Annotated in this window: 21 protein-coding genes, 1 tRNA gene and 1 pseudogene; 11 read left to right on the top strand and 12 right to left on the bottom strand. The window is 69.1% G+C overall.

The window, feature by feature from the left end:
* Window positions 1-60: 60 nt before the first annotated feature.
* Window positions 61-1,944 carry an acetate--CoA ligase gene (gene acs, locus TTH_RS06340; RefSeq protein WP_011228547.1) on the bottom strand — a complete coding sequence of 628 codons (1,884 nt, stop codon included), beginning with the start codon at window positions 1,942-1,944 and terminating at the stop codon, window positions 61-63.
* Window positions 1,922-4,456, bottom strand: a complete 2,535-nt coding sequence (locus TTH_RS06335; RefSeq protein WP_011228546.1) for an AMP-binding protein — start codon at window positions 4,454-4,456, stop codon at window positions 1,922-1,924. The genes acs (TTH_RS06340) and TTH_RS06335 overlap by 23 nt, the downstream gene beginning before the upstream one ends.
* A gap of 133 nt (window positions 4,457-4,589) precedes the next feature.
* Between TTH_RS06335 and acs (TTH_RS06330) the strand changes: the two genes are divergently transcribed.
* A complete protein-coding gene (gene acs, locus TTH_RS06330) occupies window positions 4,590-6,536 on the top strand; it encodes an acetate--CoA ligase (protein ID WP_011228545.1) in 1,947 nt (648 codons plus the stop codon).
* A gap of 34 nt (window positions 6,537-6,570) precedes the next feature.
* Here the strand turns inward: acs (TTH_RS06330) and TTH_RS06325 are convergent, their stop codons facing one another.
* Genes TTH_RS06325 through TTH_RS11345 form a run of 3 tightly spaced genes read right to left on the bottom strand, consistent with a single transcriptional unit; the run spans window position 6,571 to window position 8,657 of the window.
* Window positions 6,571-6,957: a nuclear transport factor 2 family protein gene (locus tag TTH_RS06325; protein ID WP_011173310.1), complete on the bottom strand. Its 387-nt coding sequence runs from the start codon at window positions 6,955-6,957 to the stop codon at window positions 6,571-6,573.
* A gap of 8 nt (window positions 6,958-6,965) precedes the next feature.
* Window positions 6,966-8,510: an acyl-CoA mutase large subunit family protein gene (locus TTH_RS06320; protein WP_011173309.1), complete on the bottom strand. Its 1,545-nt coding sequence runs from the start codon at window positions 8,508-8,510 to the stop codon at window positions 6,966-6,968.
* A gap of 9 nt (window positions 8,511-8,519) precedes the next feature.
* Window positions 8,520-8,657 carry a hypothetical protein gene (locus TTH_RS11345; protein WP_008631345.1) on the bottom strand — a complete coding sequence of 46 codons (138 nt, stop codon included), beginning with the start codon at window positions 8,655-8,657 and terminating at the stop codon, window positions 8,520-8,522.
* Window positions 8,658-8,738: 81 nt separating this feature from the next.
* Here TTH_RS11345 and TTH_RS06315 point away from each other — a divergent pair, with 81 nt between their 5' ends.
* The 9 genes and pseudogenes from TTH_RS06315 (at window position 8,739) to TTH_RS06275 (ending at window position 15,389) form a co-directional block, all read left to right on the top strand.
* The gene (locus TTH_RS06315) at window positions 8,739-9,044 is read left to right on the top strand and encodes a winged helix-turn-helix transcriptional regulator (RefSeq protein ID WP_008631344.1); all 306 of its coding nucleotides are present in this window, start codon (window positions 8,739-8,741) and stop codon (window positions 9,042-9,044) included.
* Window positions 9,041-9,844, top strand: coding sequence for a septum site-determining protein MinD (minD, locus tag TTH_RS06310; protein ID WP_011173307.1), 804 nt, complete (start codon window positions 9,041-9,043; stop codon window positions 9,842-9,844). The genes TTH_RS06315 and minD overlap by 4 nt, the downstream gene beginning before the upstream one ends.
* On the top strand, window positions 9,844-10,065 hold the full coding sequence (minE, locus tag TTH_RS06305; protein WP_008631340.1) for a cell division topological specificity factor MinE: 222 nt from the start codon (window positions 9,844-9,846) through the stop codon (window positions 10,063-10,065). Before minD ends, minE begins: the two co-directional genes overlap by 1 nt.
* Window positions 10,066-10,076: 11 nt before the next feature.
* Window positions 10,077-11,156: a rod shape-determining protein RodA gene (rodA, locus tag TTH_RS06300; protein WP_011228544.1), complete on the top strand. Its 1,080-nt coding sequence runs from the start codon at window positions 10,077-10,079 to the stop codon at window positions 11,154-11,156.
* Between the two features lie 62 nt (window positions 11,157-11,218).
* Entirely contained in the window at window positions 11,219-12,286 is a 1,068-nt protein-coding gene (locus tag TTH_RS06295) for an ABC transporter ATP-binding protein (RefSeq protein ID WP_041443464.1), read from the top strand.
* Window positions 12,279-13,139 (top strand): ABC transporter permease, encoded by an 861-nt coding sequence (locus TTH_RS06290; protein WP_011173304.1) that lies wholly within the window; start codon window positions 12,279-12,281, stop codon window positions 13,137-13,139. The genes TTH_RS06295 and TTH_RS06290 overlap by 8 nt, the downstream gene beginning before the upstream one ends.
* Entirely contained in the window at window positions 13,136-13,915 is a 780-nt protein-coding gene (locus TTH_RS06285) for an ABC transporter permease (RefSeq protein ID WP_011228542.1), read from the top strand. Before TTH_RS06290 ends, TTH_RS06285 begins: the two co-directional genes overlap by 4 nt.
* Window positions 13,916-14,079: 164 nt before the next feature.
* A pseudogene (locus TTH_RS06280) lies at window positions 14,080-14,966 on the top strand (polyamine ABC transporter substrate-binding protein).
* 36 nt (window positions 14,967-15,002) lie between these two features.
* A complete protein-coding gene (locus TTH_RS06275) occupies window positions 15,003-15,389 on the top strand; it encodes a c-type cytochrome (RefSeq protein ID WP_011228539.1) in 387 nt (128 codons plus the stop codon).
* On the opposite strand, the gene ilvD is transcribed toward TTH_RS06275, so the two are convergent.
* From ilvD to leuC, 7 genes are read right to left on the bottom strand one after another with little or no spacing between them, the layout of a single operon-like run.
* Window positions 15,386-17,053: a dihydroxy-acid dehydratase gene (gene ilvD / locus TTH_RS06270; protein WP_011228538.1), complete on the bottom strand. Its 1,668-nt coding sequence runs from the start codon at window positions 17,051-17,053 to the stop codon at window positions 15,386-15,388. The two genes, TTH_RS06275 and ilvD, sit on opposite strands and share 4 nt — an antisense overlap.
* Window positions 17,050-17,784, bottom strand: a complete 735-nt coding sequence (locus tag TTH_RS06265) for an SDR family NAD(P)-dependent oxidoreductase (protein ID WP_011228537.1) — start codon at window positions 17,782-17,784, stop codon at window positions 17,050-17,052. Before TTH_RS06265 ends, ilvD begins: the two co-directional genes overlap by 4 nt.
* Window positions 17,781-18,314, bottom strand: coding sequence for a Uma2 family endonuclease (locus TTH_RS06260; RefSeq protein ID WP_011228536.1), 534 nt, complete (start codon window positions 18,312-18,314; stop codon window positions 17,781-17,783). Before TTH_RS06260 ends, TTH_RS06265 begins: the two co-directional genes overlap by 4 nt.
* Window positions 18,311-18,850 (bottom strand): Uma2 family endonuclease, encoded by a 540-nt coding sequence (locus TTH_RS06255; protein ID WP_011228535.1) that lies wholly within the window; start codon window positions 18,848-18,850, stop codon window positions 18,311-18,313. Before TTH_RS06255 ends, TTH_RS06260 begins: the two co-directional genes overlap by 4 nt.
* Before the next feature lie 9 nt (window positions 18,851-18,859).
* Window positions 18,860-19,897 carry a 3-isopropylmalate dehydrogenase gene (leuB, locus tag TTH_RS06250; protein ID WP_011228534.1) on the bottom strand — a complete coding sequence of 346 codons (1,038 nt, stop codon included), beginning with the start codon at window positions 19,895-19,897 and terminating at the stop codon, window positions 18,860-18,862.
* Window positions 19,894-20,499, bottom strand: a complete 606-nt coding sequence (gene leuD / locus TTH_RS06245) for a 3-isopropylmalate dehydratase small subunit (protein WP_011228533.1) — start codon at window positions 20,497-20,499, stop codon at window positions 19,894-19,896. The genes leuB and leuD overlap by 4 nt, the downstream gene beginning before the upstream one ends.
* Window positions 20,500-20,512: 13 nt before the next feature.
* Window positions 20,513-21,931, bottom strand: a complete 1,419-nt coding sequence (gene leuC, locus TTH_RS06240) for a 3-isopropylmalate dehydratase large subunit (protein ID WP_011173294.1) — start codon at window positions 21,929-21,931, stop codon at window positions 20,513-20,515.
* 193 nt (window positions 21,932-22,124) lie between these two features.
* Between leuC and TTH_RS06235 the strand changes: the two genes are divergently transcribed.
* Window positions 22,125-22,211, top strand: a tRNA-Leu gene (locus TTH_RS06235).
* The last annotated feature ends 5 nt before the right edge of the window (window positions 22,212-22,216 follow it).

Genomic DNA, 22,216 nt, shown 5'->3' with positions numbered 1-22,216 from the left:
CACCCCAGGCTGGCTTGGGCCAGCCTGGGGCCCCGGAAAGGCAGCCCAACAGGGCGGAGCCTACTCCTCGAGGGTGGAGAGGTCCCCGGGGTCCTTGCCCAGGGCCTGGGCCTTGAGGAGCCGCCTCAGGATCTTCCCCGAGCGGGTCTTGGGGAGCTTGTCCAGGAAGACCACCTCGCTCGGCGTGGCGATGGGCCCGAGCTCCCGGCGCACGTGCTGGACGAGGGCCTCCTTCAGCTCCTCCGAGGGGGTTTGCCCAAGCCTAAGGACCACGAAGGCCTTGATGGCCTCCCCCTTCAGGGGGTCGGGGACGCCGATGACCGCGGCCTCGGCCACGGCGGGGTGGGAGACCAGGGCGCTTTCCACGTCGGCGGTACCGATGCGGTGCCCCGCGACGTTCAGCACGTCGTCCGCCCGGCCCAAGACGCTGAAGTACCCCTCCTCGTCCTTGCTCGCCACGTCCCCGCTGGCGTAGACGCCCCCCGGGACCTCCTGCCAGTACCGGAGGTAGCGCTCGTGGTTCCCCCAGACGGTGCGCATCATGTGGGGGAAGGGCCGCTTGAGGACGAGGAGGCCGCCCTGCCCCGGGGGGACGGGCCTGCCCTCCTCGTCCACCACCTCCGCCTCCACCCCGGGGAGGGCCACCCCGGCGAAGCCGGGCTTGGCGGGGAGGACGAGGGGGGTTCCCAGGGTGGGGCCGCCGAGCTCCGTCTGCCACCAGTTGTCCGCCACGAAGCCCCGCCTGCCCCCGTCCACCAGGTGCTCGTAGGCCCACTTCAGGGCCTCGGGGTTCAAGGGCTCTCCGGCCACGGCCAGAAGGCGCAAGGAGCTGAGGTCGTACTTCCTGGGCCACTCGGGGCCGTACTTCATGAACATGCGCACCGCCGTGGGGGCGGTGAACATCACGTTCACCCGGTACCGCTCCACCGCCTGCCAGAGGGCCCCGGGGTCGGGGTGGTCGGGGGCCCCTTCCCGGAGGACGGAGGTGATCCCCTCAAGAAGAGGGGCGTAGACGATGTAGGAGTGGCCCACGATCCAGCCGATGTCGCTCGTGGCCCAGAAGACGTCCTCGTCCTTCACGTCAAAGAAGGTGCGCAGGTGGTAGGTGGTGCCCACCATGTACCCCCCGTGGACGTGGACCACGCCCTTGGGCTTTCCCGTGGAGCCCGAGGTGTAGAGGATGAAGAGGGGGTGCTCGGCGTCCACCATCTCCGCCCGGGCCTCGGGGGGGTTACCCCAGAGGAGCTCGTGGAAGTCGTAGTGCCCTTCGGCAAGCTCCGCCTTGTACGCCCGCTGGAACCAGACCACTTTTAGGGGAAGGTCCCGGATGGCCTCCTCGGCGATGCTCCTGAGGTCCACCCCTTTTCCCCGCCGGAAGCTTACGTCCCCGGCGATGAGGAGCTTGGCCTGGGCGTCCAGGATGCGCTCCCTCAGGGCCGAGACCCCAAGCCCGGCGTAGACCACGCTGTGGATGGCGCCGATGTAGGCGGTGGCGAGCATGGCGAGGACCCCTTCCAGGGTGAGGGGCATGTAGATCACCACCCGGTCCCCCTTTCCCACCCCGAGGCGCCTAAGCCCCGTGGCCAGGCGGCGCACCCGGTCCAGAAGCTCCCCGTAGGTGAGCTTTTCCTCCCGGCCGTCCTCGGCGAGGTAGAGGAGGGCCACCTTGTTCCTTAGGCCCCTTTCCACGTTCCGCTCCAGGGCGTTGTAGACGGCGTTGGTGGTGCCGCCCAGGAACCAGCGGTGCTCCGGGAGGGTCCACTCAAGGACCTTCTCAAAGGGCTTTTCCCAGTGGAAGCGCCGCGCCCAAGCCCCCCAGAAGCCCTCAGGGTCCTCGAGGCTTTTCCGGTACTCCGCCGCGTAGTCCTGGAGGTTCGCCTTCTTCCGCAAGTCCTCCGGTGCCCAAAGCCTTTCCTGAACCTTAAGGAGCTTTTCCAGCGCCATAGTCCTCCTCCAGTCCCGAGGTGTCCCCCGGGTCTAGGCCGAGAAGCTCCGCCTTGAGGAGCCGCCTCAGGATCTTCCCCGAGCGGGTCCGGGGAAGGCGTTCCCGGAAGAAGACCCTGGGCGGCGGGACGGGGCCCAGGTGCCGCAGGATGTGGGCCTTGAGCTTTTCCGCCAGGAGGGGCTTGAGCTCCTCGGGGAACTCCCGGGCCTGCGGCACCACGAAGACGGCGATCTCCTCCCCCGTCTCCCCCGGCACCCCCACCGCGGCCGCCTCCGCCACCTGGGGGTGGGTGAGGAGGACGGCCTCCACCTCCGCGGGGCCGATCCGGGCCTCGCCCACCTTGATGACCTCCTCGGTGCGGCCCAGGATGCGGAAGTACCCTTCCTCGTCCATCTCCGCGAGGTCCCCCGTCCAGTAGAGGCCTCCCCGCCAGGGGGAGCGCCCCCCCTGGAGGTCCACCATGTGGGCGGGCCCCGTGGCGCCGAGGACCAGGTGCCCCTTGCTCCCGGGAGGGAGGGGCCGCCCCTCCTCGTCCACCACCCGGGCCTCCACCCCGGGGAGGGGGAGGCCCACGTGGCCGGGCTTGGCCGGGAGGGGGGGGCGTGGCAGGGCGGGGGCCCCGAGCTCCGTCTGCCACCAGTTGTCCACGGGCCAGGCCAGGTGCTCCCGGGTCCAGCGCCAGATCTCGGGGCTCAGCACCTCGCCCACGCTCGCCGCCAGGCGGAGGCCCGTGGGCCGGGCCTCCCCGTGGCGCCTCAGGGTCCGGAGCACCGCGGGGGAGGTGAGGAGGACGTCCACCCCGAGGTGGGCCAGGCGCTCGTAGAAGGCCCCGGGGCTCGGGTGGTCGGGCCGGTCCTCCACGAGGAGGGAGGTGCCGCCGAGGAGCAAGGGGGCGTAGAGGCCGAAGGAGTGGCCCACGATCCAGAAGAGGTCGGCGGTGGTGTGGAACACCTCTCCCGGCTTCAGGTCAAAGACGTGTCGGAGGGCCCAGGCGACCCCCACCATGTACCCCCCGTGGCCGTGGACCACGCCCTTGGGCTTCCCCGTGGAGCCCGAGGTGGGAAGGAGGAAGAGGGGGTGGGCCGCGGGCACGGGCTCGGGCTCGGCGGGCCGGGCCTCGTAAAGCCGCTCCAGAAACTCGGGGCTTCCCCGGACGTGCCAGAGGACCTTGAGGTCCAGGCCCTGGATTGCGGCCTCCACCACCTCCCGCACCCGCACGGGCTGGCCCCGGTAGAAGTAGGCGTCCGCCGCCACGAGGAGCCGGGGCCTCAGGTCCTCGAGGCGCCGCCTCAGGGCCTCCGGGCCCAGGCCCAGGGGCAGGGCCGCGTGCACCGCCCCGATCCGGGCGCAGGCCAAGGCGGCGAGGGCGGCCTCGAGGCCCGTGGGCAGGTAGAGGGCCACCCTGTCCCCCCGCCCCACCCCGAGGGTCCGGAAGAGCCCGGCGAGCCTGCTTGAGAGCTCCCGGACCTCCTTGTAGGTCCACTTGCCGAGCCGCCCTTCTCCGTCCAGGGTGAGGAGGGCGACCTGCTGGGCCTTTTCCGGGAGGTGCCGGTCCAGGGCGTTTAGGGCCACGTTGGTGAGGCCGCCCGCGAACCAGGTCCGGTCCTCCCGGCGGAAGACCGCCTTCCAGGGCCTTTCCCAGGCGAAACCCCGGGCGAAGCCTTCCCAGAAGGCCTCGGGGTCCTCGAGGCTCGCCCGGTGGGCGGCCCGGGGGTCGGGCAGGTTGGCGGCGCGGCGGAGGGCCTCGGGGGGGTCTATCCGCTCCACCCTTACCGGCTCGGGGAGGGCGGGCGGGGGGGTGGGGGCCTCTTCCTCGGGCAGGACCTGGGCGGAGACCCGGGCCACCTCGGCCAGGGCCCGGGCCAGGCGGCCAAAGGCGAAGGGGAAGCGGCGCGAGGGCACCTTGACCCCCAGGGCCCCGAGGAGGCGCCCCTCCGGGCTTAAGAGGGGGACGGCCACCCCGGAGACCCCGAGGGCGTACTCCTCCATCTCCACCGCAAGCCCCGAGGCCCGGACGCGCTTCAGCTCCTCCTCCAGGGCCAGGGGGTCGGTGAGGGTGTAGGGGGTCTTGGGAGTGAGGGGGGGCAGGGGGAAGTCCCCGAAGGCGAGGAGCACCTTTCCCAGGGCCAGGGCGTGCCACTCCGGGGGCAGGGTCTCCCCCAGGGGGTGGAGCTGGCCCTGCCGCCCCCGGGTCTTGAGCCGCACCCCCTGGGGGGTGAGGAGGGCGAGGTAGCACCGCTCCCGGGTGCGCAGGTAGAGCTCCTCCAAGGCCTCCTCCAAGGGCGTGGGCTCCAAGGGGACGGGCTTTTGCCGCGCGAGCCGGAAGCCCCCCTCCTCCTTCACCACGAAGCCCTCCTCCATCAGGCTGTGGAGGAGGGCGTAGGCGGAGGAGAGGCTCTTCCCCAGGAGGCGGGCCACCTCCTTCGCCCCCACCCCTTCCGGGTGGTCGGCCAGGTAGGCCAGAAGGCGCAGGGCCTGCTGCACGGTGGAAAGCCCTCGCTTGCGCGCCATGGGTTGAGCTTATCCTCCCACCCCTTCGGGCGCCGGGTCAAGAAACGCCCTCTTTGGGGCATGGCGCGAAAACCCCGCTTTCTTGACCCGCGCCTCGTCCTGCGCCTACCCTTCAAGGTATAAGGAGGGAGGCATGGACAGGCTGGAGTCGGTGCTCAAGGAGGAGCGGGTCTTTTACCCCAGCGAGGAGTTCCGCAAGCAGGCCCACATCAAGAGCGAGGAGGAGTACCAGCGCCTCTACGAGGAGAGCGTCCGTGACCCCGAAGGGTTCTGGGGACGGGTGGCCTCGGAGCTCCACTGGTTTGAACCCTGGCGGAAGGTCCTGGAAGGGGACCTTCCCCACCCCAAGTGGTTCGTGGGGGGGAAGACCAACCTCTCCTACAACGCCCTGGACCGGCACGTGAAGACCTGGCGGCGCAACAAGGCGGCCATCGTTTGGGAGGGGGAGCCGGGGGAGGAGAGGGTCCTCACCTACCACGACCTCTGGCGCGAGGTGCAGAGGTTCGCCAACGTCCTCAAGCGCCTGGGGGTGAAGAAGGGCGACAGGGTCACCATCTACCTCCCCATGATCCCCGAGGCGGCCATCGCCATGCTCGCCTGCACCCGGATCGGGGCCGTCCACTCCGTGGTCTTCGGCGGCTTCTCCGCCGGGGCGCTGGCGGACCGGATCAAGGACGCCGAGGCCAAGGTCCTCATCACCGCCGACGGGGGCTTCCGCCGGGGCGGGATCGTCCCCCTCAAGCAGAACGCCGACGAGGCCCTAAAGGACGCCACGAGCGTGGAGCACGTGGTGGTGGTGCGCCGCACCGGGGAGGAGGTGCCCTGGACCCCGGGCCGGGACCACTGGTGGCACGAGCTCATGGAGGCCGCCCCCGACCGGTGCGATCCCGAACCCATGGAGGCGGAGGAGCCCCTCTTCATCCTCTACACCTCCGGCTCCACCGGGAAGCCCAAGGGGGTGTTGCACACCACGGGCGGCTACATGACCTACGTCTACTACACCACCAAGCTGGTCTTTGACCTCAAGGACGAGGACGTCTACTGGTGCACCGCCGACGTGGGCTGGATCACGGGGCACTCCTACGTGGTCTACGGGCCCCTCTTGAACGGGGCCACCACGGTGATGTACGAGGGGGCCCCCAACTGGCCCGAGCCCGACCGCTTCTGGCGGATCGTGGACAAGTACGGGGTGACCGTCTTCTACACCGCCCCCACCGCCATCCGCAGCTTCATGAAGTGGGGCGAGGGCTGGCCGGGCAAGCACCGCCTGGACTCCTTGAGGCTCCTCGGCACCGTGGGCGAGCCCATCAACCCCGAGGCCTGGCTCTGGTACTACCACGTGATCGGCAAGGGCCGCTGCCCCATCGTGGACACCTGGTGGCAGACGGAGACGGGCGGCATCATGATCACCACCCTCCCCGGGGCCCACGCCATGAAGCCGGGGCACGCGGGGAAGCCCTTCTTCGGCGTGGTGCCCGAGATTTTGGACGGCGAGCACCGCCCCGTGGAGAACCCCGACGAGGGGGGCCACCTCTGCATCACCCGTCCCTGGCCCAGCATGCTCCGCACCGTCTGGGGCGACCCGGAGCGCTTCCTGCAGCAGTACTTCAGCCAGCACCCCGGGGTCTACTTCAGCGGCGACGGGGCCAAGCGGGACAAGGACGGGTACTACATGATCCTGGGCCGGGTGGACGACGTTCTGAACGTGGCCGGGCACCGCCTGGGCACCATGGAGATCGAGTCCGCCCTGGTGGCCCACCCCGCCGTGGCCGAGGCGGCGGTGGTGGGCAGGCCCGATCCCGTGAAGGGGGAGGCCATCGTGGCCTTCGTGACCCTGAAGGAGGGGCACACCCCCTCGGACGCCCTCAAGGAGGAGCTCAGGGCCCACGTGGCCAAGGTCATCGGCCCCATCGCCCGCCCGGACGAGATCCGCTTCACCGACGCCCTGCCCAAGACCCGCTCGGGCAAGATCATGCGCCGCCTCCTCCGGCAGATCGCCGCCGGGGAGAAGGAGATCAAGGGGGACACCTCCACCCTCGAGGACCGCTCCGTGGTGGAGCGGCTGAAGGAGGGCGCCTAAGCCCCACGGGCGCCGCGCCCCGGCGGGGTGGCCTTCACCCCGCCGGGCTCTTGTGCACGTGCACCACCTTCCACCCCTCGGGGAAGCGCACCGCCACCCGGCTCTCGTTCACCGCCCGGTGGCGGAGGCCCGCCTCCTCCTCCACGGTGAGGAGGAGGGTGTAGCTGAAGATGGCCACGTCCCCATAGCGCTGAAGGCGCTTTTCCAGGAGGTCCAGGCGGTAGGCCCTGCCCCTCGTGGCCCAGTTCTTCTCCACCATGAAGCGGTGGAAGGGGAGGCCGTCCAGGCGGTGGGGGGTCACGAACCACTCGTAGAGGGAAAGCTCCTCGTGGGTGGTGGCCTCGTACGTGGCCCAGTCGCCCTCGTAGATGCTCCTCAGGTGCCTCTCCAAAAAGTTCCAGAGCTCGGCTTCGCCTTCCATGGCCCTCCTCACCGGGGGGGCTGGTACTCGCCCCACTCCTCCCTAAGAACCCCGCAGACCTCCCCCAGGGTGGCCCGGCGCCGGAAGGCCTCCAGCACGTAGGGGAAGAGGTTCTCCTCGCCCCTTGCCGCCTCCCTTAGCCTCTCTAGGCCGACCCTTACGCTTTCCCCATCCCGATTGGCTTTGAAGGCGGCGAGCTCCCGCTTGCGCCTTTCGTGGAGCTCGGGGTCAATCCGCTGCACGGGGACGGGTTCGTTGAGGGGGCTATTGGGGTCAAAGAAGCGGTTCACCCCCACGATCACCCTCTTGCCCTCCTCCACCTCCTTCTGGAACTGCCAGGCGGACTCCTCGAGGGCCCTCTGGAAGTAGCCCGCCTCCACCGCGGCCACCGCGCCCCCAAGGGCGTCAATCTCCCGCAGAATCTGCTCCGCCTCCCGTTCCAGCTTGTCCGTGAGGTGCTCCACGTAGAAGCTCCCCCCTAGGGGGTCTATGGCCCGGGTGACCCCGCTCTCGTAGGCCAGGATCTGCTGGGTGCGGAGGGCGAGGAGGGCGCTCTTCTCCGTGGGCAGGCCCAGGGCCTCGTCGTAGGCGTTGGTGTGGAGGCTCTGCGTCCCCCCGAGCACCGCCGCCAGGGCCTGGTAGGCGGTGCGCACCACGTTGTTGAGGGGTTCCTGCGCCGTGAGGGTGGAGCCCCCGGTCTGGGTGTGGAAGCGGAGCATCCAGCTTTTCGGGTCCTTGGCCCCGAACTCCTCCCGCATGATCCTTGCCCAAAGGCGCCTTGCCGCCCGGAACTTGGCGGCCTCCTCAAAGATGTCCCCGTGGGCGGCGAAGAAGAAGGAAAGCCTCGGGGCGAAGCGGTCCACGTCCAGGCCCCGCTCCAAGGCGGCCCGCACGTAGGCCTTGGCGTCCGCCAGGGTGAAGGCGATCTCCTGGGCGGCGGTGGACCCCGCCTCGCGGATGTGGTAGCCGGAGATGCTGATGGTGTTCCACCGGGGGACGTGCGCGGCGCAGAACTCAAAGATGTCGGTCACGAGGCGCATGGAGGGGCCGGGCGGGTAGATGTAGGTGCCGCGGGCGAAGTACTCCTTGAGGATGTCGTTCTGCACCGTCCCCGAGACCTTGTCCCAGGGCACCCCCTGCGCCTCGGCCACGAGGAGGTAGAGGGCGAGGAGCATCATGGCCGGGGCGTTGATGGTCATGCTGGTGGAGACCTGGTCCAGGGGGATGCCGTCAAAGAGCTTCTGCATGTCCTCCAGGGTGGCGATGGACACCCCCACCCGCCCCACCTCCCCCACGCTCATGGGGTGGTCGGGGTCCAGGCCGAGCTGGGTGGGGAGGTCAAAGGCCACGGACAGCCCCGTCTGGCCCTGGGAGAGGAGGTAGCGGTAGCGGGCGTTGGACTCCTCGGCGGTGGAGAAGCCCGCGTACTGGCGCATGGTCCAGAGCCTTTCCAGGTACATCCGGGGGTAGATCCCCCGGGTGAAGGGGTACTCCCCGGGCCGGCCGAGCTTCTCCCGGTACCCCTCGGGGAGGGACTCAAAGAGGCCTTCCATGCCTTAGTTTTACCGCAGGAGGCCGAGGAGGAGGGTGAAGAGGAGGAGGGCCCCGAGGACGGCGAGGAGGGGAGGGAGGAGGAGGCTGTAGGCGGCCAGCACCAGGGCCAGGAAGTCCTTCCAGTCGGGCTTGGGTTCGCCCCGCATCCCACCAAGGCTATACCGGGAGGGCCTTGGGGGACAAGGGCGTGGCTTTCAGGGAGGGAAGCGTTTTGGTACCATCGGGGCATGGGCCTTTCCAAGGGCGCGCGCAAGGTGCTGAAGGTCCTGGCCCGGAGGGGGGCCTCGGAGGTGCTCTGGGCCCTGGGCAAGGGGTCGGCGCGGTTCTCCGACCTCGAGGCCGTCCTCCGCCTCTCCCCCCGGACCCTGGCCGAGAGGCTCAGGGAGCTCCACCTCATGGGGTTCGTGGACCGACGGGCCTACGCGGAGGTGCCGCCTCGGGTAGAATATAGCCTCACGCCTAGGGGCAAGCGGGTCTTGGAGTTTCTGATGGAGCTGGACCGCGTGGTGGAAACCCTGGAGGAGGTACGGTGAAGGCGCGAGCCATCGTGGTGACTTCCGGCAAGGGCGGGGTGGGGAAGACCACCACCACCGCCAACCTCGGCGCCGCCTTGGCCAAGCTCGGGGAAAAGGTGGCCGTGGTGGACGTGGACGTGGGCCTCCGCAACCTGGACGTGGTCATGGGCCTCGAGGGCCGGGTGGTCTTTGACCTGGTGGACGTCCTCGAGGGCCGGGCCAGGCTCCGGCAGGCCCTCATCCGGGACAAGCGGGTGGAGAACCTCTTCCTCCTTCCCGCCTCCCAGACGAAGGACAAGGAGGCCCTGGACCCCGAGCGCTTCAAGGAGGTGGTGCGGGCCCTCTTGGAGGAGGAGGGCTTTGACCGGGTGCTCATAGACTCCCCCGCCGGCATAGAGAAGGGCTTCCAGACGGCGGCCGCTCCGGCGGAGGGGGCCTTGGTGGTGGTGAACCCCGAGGTCAGTAGCGTCCGCGACGCCGACCGGATCATCGGCCTCCTGGAGGCCCGGGAGGTGCGGGAGAACTTCCTCGTCATCAACCGCCTGCGCCCCAGGATGGTGGCCCGGGGGGACATGCTCTCCGTGGAGGACGTGGTGGAGATCCTGGGCCTGAAGCCCATCGGCATCATCCCCGAGGACGAGCAGGTGATCGTCTCCACCAACCAGGGGGAGCCCTTGGTCCTGAAGGGGACGGGCCCCGCCGCCCAGGCCTACATGGACACGGCGCGGCGCCTCCGGGGCGAGGAGGTGCCCTTCCGCGCCCTCGAGGACGCCCAGGGCCTTCTCGGGGTGCTGAAGCGCCTCTTTGGGGGTCGGTGATGTGGTGGCGCAGGAGGAGCAAGGAGAAGGCCAAGGAAAGGCTCAAGCTCGTGCTGGCCTACGACCGGGCGCGGCTTTCCCCGGGGATGGTGGAAAGCCTCAAGCGGGACCTCTTGGAGGTCCTCCGCCGCTACTTCCCCGCCCAGGAGGAGGGGCTTTCCGTGGCCCTGGAGGAGCGGGGGGAGAAGATGGTCCTGGTGGCGGACATCCCCTTGCGCTAGCGGGGTAGGCCGTGGCGCCCGCGCGGCCCAACTGGCTGGCCTACGACTGGGGCCTCGTCTTCCTGGTCGCGGCCATCGTCGCTTTGGGCTTTGTCAACCTGGGGAGCGCCGCCCCCGACCCGGTCCTCCTCTACCGCCAGAGCGTGGCCCTGGGGCTTGGGCTTCTCCTCGCCTTCCTCTTGCAGTTCCTCTCCCGCCGCCGCCTCTTCGGCCTGGCCTATCCCCTTTACGGGGCCTCCCTCCTTCTCCTGGCCTTGGTCCTCGTGGTGGGCCGGGAGATCAACGGGGCCAGGGCCTGGTTCGTGCTGGGACCCTTGCAGTTCCAGCCCTTGGAGCTCGCCAAGCTCGGCCTCCTCCTCGCCCTGGCCAAGGCCCTCGAGGGCAGGCCCATCGCCCGGGTCTGGGACTACGCCCTCCCCGCCCTCCTCACCCTCCCCGTGGTGGGCCTCCTCCTCCTCCAGCCGGACCTGGGCGGGGCGCTGGTGGTGCTCTTCGGCGTCTTCGTGGTGGTCTTCGTCCGCGGGCTTCCCTGGCGCCACCTCCTCGTGGGCCTCTTCGCCCTGGCCCTCCTCGTGCCCACCGCGGTGTGGCCCAACCTCAAGCCCTACCAGAGGGAGCGCGTCCTCATCGTCCTGGACCCTTACCGGGACCCTTTGGGCCAGGGCTTCCAGGTCATCCAGTCCACCATCGCCATCGGCTCGGGGGGGCTTTTCGGCAAGGGCTACGGCCAGGGCACCCAGGCCCAGCTCGGCTTCATCCCCTTCCGGCACACGGACTTCGTCTTCTCCGTGTGGGCCGAGGAGTGGGGGTTCGTGGGCGTCGTGGGGCTTCTGGGGCTTTACGGCCTCCTTCTCGCCCGCCTCTTCGCCCTGGCCCTCGCCTGCCCGAGGCTTTCCGACCGGCTTTTCCTCTCGGGGTTCGCGGGGATGCTGGGCTTCCAGGTGGTGGTGAACCTGGGGGTGGCCCTGGGGGTGATGCCCGTCACCGGCCTCACCCTCCCCCTCTTTTCCTACGGCGGCTCCAGCCTCATCGCCACCCTGGCGGGCTTGGGCCTCGTCCTCCTCGTGCACCGGGACCGCTACCAGGACTGAGCCTTTTCGGGGTGCCAGGCCTGGGGTTGCCCCCCGGGGCGGCGCGCCCTAAACTGGGCGTCGTGGCCGAGGTGCTGGTGCGTCTCCAGGGGGTGCGGAAGCGCTACGGAACCACCGTGGCCCTGGACGGGGTGGACCTCGAGGTCCATAGGGGCGAGTTCTTCAGCCTCCTCGGGCCCTCGGGCTGCGGCAAGACCACCCTTTTGCGGCTCCTCGCCGGGTTTGAGACCCCGGACGCGGGCCGGATAGAGATCGGCGGCCGGGACATGGCCCGGGTCCCCCCCTACGAGCGCCCGGTGAACACCGTCTTTCAGAACTACGCCCTCTTCCCCCACATGACCGTGGAGGCGAACATCGCCTTCGGCCTCAGGATGAAAGGCCTTCCCCCGGAGGCCATCCGGGAGAAGGTGGCCTGGGCGTTGGAGCTCGTGGACCTCCTGGGCCTGGAGAAGCGCTACCCCAGGGAGCTTTCCGGGGGGCAGAAGCAGCGGGTGGCCCTGGCCCGGGCCCTGGTCTTGGAGCCCCAGGTCCTCCTCCTGGACGAGCCCCTCTCCGCCCTGGACGCAAGGCTCCGCCAGGACCTCAGGGTGGAGCTCATGCAGCTCCAGAGGCGGCTTGGCACCACCTTCATCTTCGTCACCCACGACCAGGAGGAGGCCCTGGTCATGTCCGACCGCATCGCCGTGATGCGCTCGGGCCGCATTGAGCAGGTGGGGCTTCCCGACGAGGTCTACGAGCGCCCCAAGACCCGCTTCGTAGCGGCCTTTCTCGGCCGCTCCAACTTCCTCCCCGCAAGGCCCCACCCCTTGGGGGCCGAAACCCCTTTGGGGCCTTTGCGCCTTAAGGCCCCTTTGGCGCGGGAGGCCCTTTTGGCCATCCGCCCGGAGAAGATCCGGCTCTACCCGGCCCAGGGGGGGGTTCCCGCCCGGGAGAACCTGGTGCGGGCGGTGGTGGAGGAGATCGTCTACACGGGGGCGGAGAACCAGTACTACCTGAGGGCGGGGGAGGTGAGGCTTCTGGCCTATACCCTGAACCAGGACCTGCAGGAGCCCGGGGCCGAGGAGTTCGGGTACGGGGAGGAGGTCCTCTGCTACCTCCCCCCGGAGAACCTGGTGGTGGTCCATGAATGAGGCGGCGACACCCCTACAGCGGCTTTTCCGCATCCTGGTCACCGTGGGTCCGGGGGCCCTTTGGCTTTTCCTCTTCGTCCTCTTGCCCACCTTTCTCGTCCTCCTCGCCTCCTTCATGAGCCGGGGGCCTTACGGGGAGCTTTCCGGCCCCTGGGGCTTCCACAACTACCTCCGGCTCCTCGAGGCCCCTTACCTCAAGGCCTTCGCGCAAAGCCTCCTCCTCGGGGCCCTCACCACCCTGCTCGCCGCCCTCCTGGGCTATCCCCTCGCCTTCTACCTCGCGGGCCACCCCCGGCGGGACCTGCTTCTCCTCCTTCTCCTCCTGCCCTTCTTCACCAACTTCCTCATCCGGGTCTACGCCTGGCTCGTCCTCCTGCAGAGGGAGGGCCTGGTGAACGCCTTCCTCCAGGCCTTTGGCCTCGGGCCCCTCGGCCTCTACCCTTCCTTCCTGGCGGTCCTCCTCGCGAGCCTCTACACCTTCCTGCCCTTCTTCGTCCTCCCCGTCTACGCCAGCGTGGAGCGGATTGACTGGCAGCTTCTGGAGGCGGCCTACGACCTCGGGGCGAGGCCCTTTAGGGCCTTCCTCCACGCCGTCCTTCCCCAGACCTACCCGGGGCTTTTCGCGGGAAGCGTCCTCGTCTTCATCCCCGCCATGGGCACCTTCGTGGTGGCCGACCTCTTGGGGGCGGGGCGGGTGGTCCTCATCGGCAACCTCATCCAGCAGCAGTTCGGCGTCACCCGGGACTGGGCCTTCGGGGCGGCCTTGAGCGTCTTCCTCATGGCCTTCGTCCTCTTAAGCCTCTACCTCTACGCCCGCCTCCAGGGGGAAAGGGGGCTTGAGGACCTGGTATGAGGCGGCTCCTCTCCTTCCACGCCCTTTTGGTCTACCTCTTCCTCTACCTGCCCATCCTCGTCGTCGTGGCCCTCTCCTTCAACGAGAGCCGCAGGGGGGTCCACTTCACCGGCTTCACCCTGAAGTGGTACCAGGGCCTCTTCCAAGACCCAAGGGTCCTGGAGTACTTCGCCAACACCCTGGTCGTGGCCCTGGTCTCCACCCTGGTCTCCACGGTCCTCGGGACCCTCCTCGCCCTGGGCCTCGTGCGCTACCGCTTCCCCGGCAAAGGCTTCCTCCGCTACCTCCTCTACGTCCCCGTGGTGGTGCCCGACGTGGTCATGGGGGTTTCCCTCCTCCTCCTCTTCGCCTTCTCCCGCGAGCTTTTGGGCTTTCCCCGGCTTTCCCTCCTCACGGTGATCCTGGGGCACATCACCTTCCAGGTGGCCTTCGTGACCCTGGTGGTGCGCTCCCGGCTCCTCCTCCTGGACCCCGCCCTGGAGGAGGCCGCCCGGGACCTGGGGGCGAGGGGGTTCCAGACCTTCCTCCACGTGACCCTTCCCCTGGCCTGGCCGGGGGTGGCGGCGGGGGCGCTCCTCGCCCTCACCCTCTCCCTGGACGACTTCGTGGTCACCTTCTTCACCGCGGGGCCTGGGGCCACCACCTTGCCCCTTTACATCTACTCCAGCGTGAAGCTCGGGGTGAGCCCCAAGGTCCACGCCCTCTCCAGCCTGATTGTGGGGCTCAGCGCCTTCTTCCTCGCCCTGGGGTATGCTCTTAGCCGGAGGAGGTTATGAGGCGGATTGCGGTGTTGCTCCTGCTCGTCGCGGTGGTGCTCCTCGGGTGGCTTTGGCTTCGGCCCAAGGCGCCTTCGGGCGCGGGCACCCTTTACTTCCTCAACTGGGCCGACTACATCCCCGAGGAGCTTATCCAGAAGTTTGAGGCGGAGACCGGGGCCAAGGTGGTCCTGGACACCTTTGAGTCCCCCGAGGCCATGCTGGCGAAGCTCAAGGCGGGGGCGGACCAGGAGTTCTCCCTGGTGGTGGCCCCCGACTACTACGTCCTGCAGATGGCCCGGGACGGCCTCATCGCCCCCTTGGACAAGGGGAAGCTGAAGAACCTCGCCAACCTGGACCCCTTCTTCCTAGACCCTCCCTACGACCCCGGCCTGCAGTACTCCGTGCCCTACCTCTGGGGCACCACGGGGATCGCCTACCGGGAGGACCTGGTGACGGGCCCCGTGGACTCCTACGCCGTCTTCTTTGCTCCGGAGGCCCAGGTGGGGCCCTTCCTCCTCCTGGACGAGATGCGGGAGACCATAGGAGCGGCCCTGAAGTACCTGGGCTACTCGGTGAACACCACCGACCCCGAGGCCCTGGCGAAGGCCAAGGAGCTCCTCCTCGCCGCCAAGGAGCGCTCCGTGGGCTTCGCCGGGGGCCTCGAGGCCCTGAACCGCATCCTGGCGGGGGACGCCGCCTTAAGCCTCGCCTACTCGGGGGACGTCCTCCAGGCCCGGGAGGAGGACCAGCGCCTCCGCTACACCCTGGCCAAGGAGGGGGGACGCTCTGGACGGACGCCATGGTGGTGCTGAAGCGGGGCCCGGCCCAGGAGCTGGCCTACCGCTTCATGGACTTCCTCCTGGAGCCGGAAAACGCCGCGGCCTTGGCGGAGTACACCCACTACGCCACCCCCGTGGCCAAGGCCATCCCCCTCCTGCCCGAGGAGATGCGGAACGACCCCGTGGTCTTCCCGCCGGAGGAGGTGCGCTCTAGGCTTGAGTACCTCAAAGACCTCGGCCCTGACATCGTCCTCTACGACCAGATTTGGACCGAGGTTAAGGCCCACTAAACCCGGGGCCAGGGGGGCCGGGCGTATACTGGGCCCATGAAGAAGGCCCTGGTCCTGGCCCTCCTCCTGGGCCTTTTCGCCCAGGGGCAGGCGGTCCAAGGGGAAGCCCTTTGGAAGCGCCTCTGCGCCCAGTGCCACGGGGGGCGGGCCCAGGGGGCGCGGCCCTACCCGGGCCTCGAGGCGGCGGCCCCCCTCTTTAGGACCCCTGAGGGCCGGCGCTACCTCGTCCTCGTGCTCCTCTATGGAAAGCGGGGGGAGGCGGGCCTCATGCCGGGCTTCCCCCAGCTTGGCGACGAGGAGCTCGCCGCCCTGCTCAACCACCTCATGGCCCTCCTCAAGGTGCGGGCCGAGCCCTTCAATCCCGAGGACATCAAAAGGGAGCGGGGCCAGAACCTGGCCCCGGACCGGATCCAGAGGCCCTAGAGCGGGTCTTCCAGCACCGCCCCCTCGTCCGCCTGGCGCACCAGGGCGGCGTAGCGGGCGAAGAGGCCGTGGGTGAAGGCGGGGGGTCGGGGCCGCCAGCGGGCCCTCCGCCTTTCCAGCTCCTCCTCGGGGAGGAGGACCTCGAGGCGGCGGCCTTCCACGTCAATCCGGATGCGGTCCCCCTCCTCCAGGAGGGCGATGGGCCCGCCCACGAAGGCCTCGGGGGCGATGTGGCCGATCATGAGGCCGCGGGTGCCCCCGGAGAAGCGGCCGTCGGTGAGGAGGGCCACCTCCGGCCCCAGGCCTTCCCCCACGATGGCGCTCGTCACCGAGAGCATCTCGGGCATCCCCGGTGCCCCCTTGGGGCCCACGTAGCGGATGACCACCACGTCCCCAGGCCGGATCTCCCCCTTCAGGACCTTCTCCATGGCCGCCTCCTCCGAGTCAAAGACCCGGGCCGGGCCCTCAAAGTAGGTGCGCTCCGTCCCCGCGAGCTTGAGGACGGCGCCTTTAGGGGCGAGGTTTCCCTTGAGCACCACGAGCCCCCCGTGGGGCTTGAGGGCCTTCTCCACGGGGAAGACCACCTTCTGCCCCTCTTGTTCCCGGTAGGCCCGCTCCACCTCCTCCGCCAGGGTGCGGCCCGTGAGGGTCTTCTCCTCCCCAAAGAGGAGCCCCGCCTCCAGAAGCCGCTTGAAGACGAGGGCTGTCCCCCCGGCTTCGTAGAGCTCCCAGGCGGTGTAGGTGCCCCAAGGGCGGAGGTCCGCGATCACCGGGGTCTTGCGGGAAATCTGGTCAAAGTCGTCCAGGCTGAGCTCCACCCCCGCTTCCTTGGCCAGGGCGAGGAGGTGGAGGACGGCGTTGGTGCTCCCCCCCGTGGCGGCCACGGCGGCGATGGCGTTGAGGAAGCTTTTCCGGGTGAGGAAGTCCTTGGGCTTCCAGTCGTGGGCGATGGCCCAGGCGAGGATTTTCCCCGCCTCCTTGGTGGCCCGCTCCTTTTCGGGGTGGACGGCGGGGATGGCGTTGTAGCCCACGGGGGAGAGGCCCAGGGCCTCGAGGGCCATGGCCATGGTGTTGGCGGTGTACTGGCCGCCGCAGGCCCCGGGGCCGGGGATGGCCCGGCGTTCAATCTCCAAAAGCTCCTCCTCGCTGATCTTCCCCGCGGCCCTTTGCCCCACCGCCTCAAAGACCTCCACGATGGTGAGCTTCCGGCCTTGCCACTCCCCGGGGGCGATCGTCCCCCCGTAGAGGATCATGCCGGGGACGCCGCTGCGGATCACCCCCATGGCCGTTCCCGGGATGGTCTTGTCGCAGGCGGAAAGCCCCACCATGCCGTCGTAGAGGTAGCCCTGGGCGATGAGCTCCACGCTGTCGGCGATGACCTCGCGGCTTACGAGGCTCGCCCGCATGCCCGGGGTGCCCATGCTGATCCCGTCGGAGATGGCGGGAGCCCCGAACTCAAAGGGGAAAAGCCCCGCCTCCTTGAGCCCGGCCTTGAGGTGCTGGGCCAGCTCCCGCAGGTGGAAGTTGCAGGGCATCCCGTCGGTGAAGGTGTTCACCACCCCCACGAAGGGCCTTCCGAAGTCCTCGTCCCCTACCCCCACCGCCCGGAGCATGGCGCGGGCGGGGGCCTGCTTGAGTCCCTTCTTGATCTGGTCCGACCTCATGCGTCCCTCCAGGTGGCGATCTTTCCGTGGAAGGCCCTGGCCTTGGGGAGAAGCCGCACCAGGGCCCTCGCGGCCTCCTCCGGGGTGAGGAGGAGGCCTTCCTCCTTGTAGCTCCTGAAGACCCGGTGGAGCACGGCCGCGGCGCTTCCCTGGGCCTCCCGGGCCTGGCGCTGCATCTCCGTCTCCACCACCCCGGGGCGGTAGACGAAGCAGGCGACCTCCGGGGCCTCGGCGGCGAGCTGCCTTGCCAGGTGCTCCTCCGCCGCCTTGGCCACGGCGTAGGCCCCGATGCCCGGCAGGTTGCTCTCCGCCGCCCCCGAGCCCACGTACACGGCGAGGCCTTCCCCTTTGCGCCTGAGGACGGGGTAGGCGAAGCGGGCGAGCTGGTAGCCGGCGAGGAGGTTGGCCTCGAGGACCTCCAGGAAGAGCTCCTCCGCGAGTTCAAAGAGGAGGGGCCCCGGGTGGAGGACCCCGGCGTTGTGGATGTAGCCCGCGAAGTTCCCCAAGGCCTCGGCCCTTTCCACCAGGGCGTGGGCCACCTCCGCCTTCCCCGCGCTCCCCGCCACGTAGACCGCCCTCGCCCCCAGGGCCTGGACCTCCTCGGCCACCGCCCGCAAGGAGGCCTCCTTGCGGGCGTTGAGCACCAGGTCAAAGCCTTCCTTGGCGAGCTCCAGGGCGAGGGCCTTCCCGATGCCCCGGCTCGCCCCGGTGAGGATCAGGGTCTTCCTCATAGGAGTTCCTCCGCGGGGATCTCCACGCCGTGGAAGGAAAGCCTGGCCCCGGGGCCCAGGGCCTCCGCCTCCCGGTAGCCCCCGCCTTCGGGCTTTCTGTGGACGAGGACCCTCTTCCCCTCCAGGTCCACCACCCAGACCTCGGGCACCCCGGCTTGGGCGTAGAGGGGGAGCTTCACCTGGAGGTCGTAGCGGAGGGAACTCTCGGCCACCTCCACCACGAGGAGGGCGTCTCGCCCTAGGGGCAGCTCCTCCTCGTAAAAGTCGGGCCGTGGCTTAAGGAGGGCGAGGTCGGGGTAAAGCTCTGACTCCCCTACCACCAGGGGGCTTTGCACAAAGAGGATGGCCTTTTGGGGCACAAGGGGGCCGAAGAGGGCGGTGAGCTTGGCCACCTTGGCGGCGTGGCGCTTCCCGATGGGGCTCATCTCCACCAGGTCTCCTTCCACGAGCTCCAGCCTCAGGTCCTCCGGGAAGACCCCGGCCTCCACCATGCGGTGGAACTCCTCCAGGGAGATCTTGTGGCGGGTCACGGCAGGACCTCCTTGACCGGCACCTTAAGGCCCAGGACCGAAAGCTCCCCGTCCTCGAGGGCCTGGGCCTCCCCGTAGCCCTCCCCTTGGGGCTTGCGGAAGACGTGCACCTTCTCCCGCACCAGGTCCACCACCCAGACCTCCGGTATCCCTGCTTGGGCGTAGAGGGGGAGCTTCACCTGGAGGTCGTGGTCCAGGCTGGTTTCGGCCACCTCCACCACCAAGAGGGCGTCCTTGGCCTCGGGCACCCTTTCCCGGTAAAAGTCGTCCCGGTAGGCCAGCAGGGCCAGGTCCGGTTGGGGTTCGGTGTCGGGAAAAAGGCGCAAGGGGTCCTGGACCTGAAGAAGGGCCTTCTTCGCCTGTTGTAGGGGAAAAAGCGCGTTCATAAGCCGCTTTAAAGCGGCCATATGCCGCTTGCCCACGGGGCTCAGCTCCACCACCTCCCCCCGGATGAGCTCCACCCGGTCGTCCTCCCCGAGGATCCCCGCCTCGGCCATGCGGTGGAAGTCCTCGGCGCTGAAGCGGTGCCGGATCATATCCCCATCTTAGGCGAGGTGGCGGAGGACCGTGGCCGTGAAGGCCTCCGTGCCCGCGCTTCCTCCGAGGTCCGGGGGCGGGGTCTCCAGGAGGGCCTTGGCCACCGCGTCTTCCACCTTCCGCGCCAGCTCCACCAGGCCGAAGGCGTGCTCCAGCATCATGGCCGCGGAGAGGATGGCGGCCGTGGGGTTAGCGATCCCCTTGCCGGCGATGTCGGGGGCGGAGCCGTGCACGGGCTCAAAGACCGGGGTGCCCCTTCCCAAGGAGGCGGAGGGGAGGAGGCCTAGAGAGCCCGGGAGGACGCTCGCCAGGTCCGAGAGGATGTCCCCGAAGATGTTCCCCGTGACCACCACGTCAAAGCGGGCAGGGGAGCGGACCAGGTGCATGGCCATGGCGTCCACATACTGGTGCTCCAGGGCGACGTCGGGGTAGCCCCGCCCCACCTCCTCCACGGTCTTGCGCCAGAACTCTCCCACCTCGAGGACGTTCGCCTTGTCCACGCTCACCACGTGCTTCCTGCGCTTCCTCGCCGCCTCAAAGGCCACCCGGGCCACCCGCTCCACCTCGGGCTTGCTGTAGCGCTCCGTGTTCCAGGCCTCGGCCTCGGACATCCCCCGGGGCTCCCCGAAGTAGATCCCCCCGGTGAGCTCCCGGACGATGAGGACGTCCACCCCCCGGGCGATCTCCTCCTTCAGGGGGGAAAGCCTTTCCAGCCCAGGGAAGACCTTGGCCGGGCGGAGGTTGGCGAAGAGGTCCTGGCTTTTCCTTAAGGAAAGAAGCCCCGTCTCCGGGCGGATCTTGCGGGGAAGGCCGTCCCACTTGGGCCCCCCCACGCTTCCCAGAAGCACCGCCTCCGCCTCCTCCACGCCCTTTCGCGTGGGCTCGGGGAAGGGCTCGCCGAAGGCGTCTATGGCCGCCCCGCCGAAGGGGAAGACCTCGTAGGCGAGGCCCAGGCCCTCGGCCTCGTCCAGGGCCCTCAGGACCTTCAGGGCGGCCTCGGTGACCTCGGGGCCGATCCCGTCCCCGGGGAGCACGGCCACCTTCATTCCGTCCTCCTGGGGTAGGGGAGCTTCCGGTCAAACTGGTCCAAAAGCTCCCCGGCCTCCAGAAGCTCCCCGATGGGATCCCAAAGCCCCTCCACCAGGGCCTCCCGGGCCTCTTCCCGGATGAAGAGGGGAGCGGTGCGGTCCCCGAAGCGCACCTCTTTGTTCACCAGGTCAATCTCCACCTCCAGCTCCGGGTTCTCCTCCACGCTGCGGAAGAGGACGCCCAGGTCCTCAGGGGCTAGGCTCACGCAGGGGAGGCCGATGGCGGTGGCGTTCCCGAAGAAGATCTCGGCGAAGCTCTCCCCGATGATGGCCTTAAACCCCGCCCGCTTGATGGCCTGGGGGGCGTGCTCGCGGCTAGAGCCGGAGCCGAAGCCCGACTCCACCAAGAGGATCGTGGCCCCCCGGTAGCGGGGGTCGTTCAGGGGGTGGGGCTTGGGGTTCCCCTTCTCGTCAAAGCGCTCGTCGTAGAAGAGGTACTGCCCCAGGCCCTCAAAGGTGAGGACCTTCATGAAGCGGGCGGGGAGGATCCGGTCCGTGTCAATGTCCTCGCCCCTCAAGGGCACCGCTTTTCCGCGGATCACGGTGAACTTCTCCAGCATGGCTTTTCCCTCCTCAGCGGACGCCCGCCAGGCCGAAGACCTCCCGGGCGTCGGCGATCTCCCCGGCCACGGCCGCCGCCGCCACCATGAGGGGGCTCATGAGGACGGTGCGGCCCCTGGGGCTTCCCATGCGTCCCTTGTAGTTCCGGTTGGAGCTGCTGGCGCAAAGCTCGTCCCCTTCCAGCCGGTCCGGGTTCATGGCGAGGCACATGGAGCAGCCGGGCATCCGCCATTCAAACCCCGCCTCGCGGAAGACCTCGGCGATCCCCTCCTCCTCGGCCTTCCTCGCCACCCACTCCGAGCCCGGCACCACCAGGGCCCGCACCCCCTTCTTCACCTTGTGCCCCTTGAGGTAGCGGGCCACCTCCCGGAGGTCGGAAAGCCTGGCGTTGGTGCAGCTTCCGATGAAGGCCACCTGGATGGGCACCCCCTTGATGGGCTGGCCCGGCCTGAAGCCCATGTAGGCCAAAGCCTCCTCGGCCACGGGGCGCTCCTCCTCGGGGAGCTCCTCCAGGAGGGGGATCCTGCCGTCAATGGGGATGGCCTGGCCCGGGGTGATGCCCCAGGTGACGGTGGGGGCGATCTCCTCGGCGCGGAAGGTGACCACGTCGTCGTAGGAGGCGTCGGGGTCGGAGCGCCAAGCGAGCCACCTCCTCTTGGCCTCCTCCCACTCGGACCCCTTGGGGACGTAGGGGCGGCCCTCGAGGTACTGGAAGGTGGTCTCGTCGGGGTTCACGTAGCCGATGCGGGCTCCGCCCTCAATGGACATGTTGCAGAGGGTCATGCGGCTTTCCATGTCCATGGCCTCCACGGCGCTTCCCCCGTATTCATAGGCGTAGCCCAAGCCCCCCTTCACCCCCAGGTGGCGGATGATGTGGAGGATCACGTCCTTGGCGTAGACCCCGGGGGCGAGCCTCCCCTCCACGTTGATCCGCCGCACCTTGAGCTTTTGGGCGGCGAGGGTCTGGGTGGCGAGGACGTCCCGGACCTGGCTCGTGCCGATGCCGAAGGCCACGGCCCCGAAGGCCCCGTGGGTGGAGGTGTGGGAGTCCCCGCAGGCGATGGTCATCCCGGGCTGGGTGAGGCCGAGCTGGGGCCCGATGACGTGGACGATGCCTTGGTTGCCGCTTCCCAGGTCAAAGAAGGTGATGCCGTGCTCCCTTGTGTTCGCCCTGAGGGCCTCCAGCATGCTCTGGGCCAGAGGGTCCTGGAAGGGCTCGGTGCGGTCGTGGGTGGGGACGATGTGGTCCACGGTGGCGAAGGTGCGGTGGGGGTAGCGTACCCGAAGGCCAAGGTCCTTGAGCATCCCGAAGGCCTGGGGGCTCGTGACCTCGTGGAGGAGGTGGAGGTCTATGAAGAGCTGGCTTTGGCCGTTTTTGAGCTTCCTCACCTCGTGGGCTTCCCAAACCTTCTCGTAGAGCGTCTTTCCCATGAAACCCCCCTTACGCAAAACCCCCGGGTCCTTTGGGGCCCGGGGGATACGCGACGGCCATCCCTAGACCGGGCCCGCCCGGTCTAGGACTAGGATCACCGCCCGCCGCATTGCCCCTAAGGGTAAGCCCTCGAGGCCTGCGGGGTCAAGCTTGACGAGCGAAGCCGCCTCCCCTACAATGACCCTTGCGTCTGCCGGGGTGGCGGAATTGGTAGACGCGCATGATTCAGGGTCATGTGCCCGCAAGGGCGTGCGGGTTCAAGTCCCGCCCCCGGCACCAGAAGG

The sequence above is a fragment of the Thermus thermophilus HB8 genome (genome assembly GCF_000091545.1).
Taxonomy (GTDB): domain Bacteria; phylum Deinococcota; class Deinococci; order Deinococcales; family Thermaceae; genus Thermus; species Thermus thermophilus.
Note: the sequence above shows the minus strand (reverse complement) of the source record. Positions and strands in the feature narration are given on the sequence as shown.

Excerpts from the sequence above, each read along its gene's own strand:
- TTH_RS06285 (WP_011228542.1), top strand. The coding sequence starts at position 13,136 with ATGAGGCGGCTCCTCTCCTTCCACGCCCTTTTGGTCTACCTCTTCCTC.
- minE (WP_008631340.1), top strand. The coding sequence starts at position 9,844 with ATGTGGTGGCGCAGGAGGAGCAAGGAGAAGGCCAAGGAAAGGCTCAAG.
- TTH_RS06275 (WP_011228539.1), top strand. The coding sequence starts at position 15,003 with ATGAAGAAGGCCCTGGTCCTGGCCCTCCTCCTGGGCCTTTTCGCCCAG.
- TTH_RS06315 (WP_008631344.1), top strand. The coding sequence starts at position 8,739 with ATGGGCCTTTCCAAGGGCGCGCGCAAGGTGCTGAAGGTCCTGGCCCGG.
- TTH_RS11345 (WP_008631345.1), bottom strand. The coding sequence starts at position 8,657 with ATGCGGGGCGAACCCAAGCCCGACTGGAAGGACTTCCTGGCCCTGGTG.
- leuC (WP_011173294.1), bottom strand. The coding sequence starts at position 21,931 with ATGGGAAAGACGCTCTACGAGAAGGTTTGGGAAGCCCACGAGGTGAGG.
- leuD (WP_011228533.1), bottom strand. The coding sequence starts at position 20,499 with ATGCTGGAGAAGTTCACCGTGATCCGCGGAAAAGCGGTGCCCTTGAGG.
- TTH_RS06325 (WP_011173310.1), bottom strand. The coding sequence starts at position 6,957 with ATGGAAGGCGAAGCCGAGCTCTGGAACTTTTTGGAGAGGCACCTGAGG.
- acs (WP_011228547.1), bottom strand. The coding sequence starts at position 1,944 with ATGGCGCTGGAAAAGCTCCTTAAGGTTCAGGAAAGGCTTTGGGCACCG.
- acs (WP_011228545.1), top strand. The coding sequence starts at position 4,590 with ATGGACAGGCTGGAGTCGGTGCTCAAGGAGGAGCGGGTCTTTTACCCC.
- TTH_RS06290 (WP_011173304.1), top strand. The coding sequence starts at position 12,279 with ATGAATGAGGCGGCGACACCCCTACAGCGGCTTTTCCGCATCCTGGTC.
- ilvD (WP_011228538.1), bottom strand. The coding sequence starts at position 17,053 with ATGAGGTCGGACCAGATCAAGAAGGGACTCAAGCAGGCCCCCGCCCGC.
- TTH_RS06335 (WP_011228546.1), bottom strand. The coding sequence starts at position 4,456 with ATGGCGCGCAAGCGAGGGCTTTCCACCGTGCAGCAGGCCCTGCGCCTT.
- TTH_RS06265 (WP_011228537.1), bottom strand. The coding sequence starts at position 17,784 with ATGAGGAAGACCCTGATCCTCACCGGGGCGAGCCGGGGCATCGGGAAG.
- TTH_RS06255 (WP_011228535.1), bottom strand. The coding sequence starts at position 18,850 with ATGATCCGGCACCGCTTCAGCGCCGAGGACTTCCACCGCATGGCCGAG.
- TTH_RS06320 (WP_011173309.1), bottom strand. The coding sequence starts at position 8,510 with ATGGAAGGCCTCTTTGAGTCCCTCCCCGAGGGGTACCGGGAGAAGCTC.
- leuB (WP_011228534.1), bottom strand. The coding sequence starts at position 19,897 with ATGAAGGTGGCCGTGCTCCCCGGGGACGGGATCGGCCCCGAGGTCACC.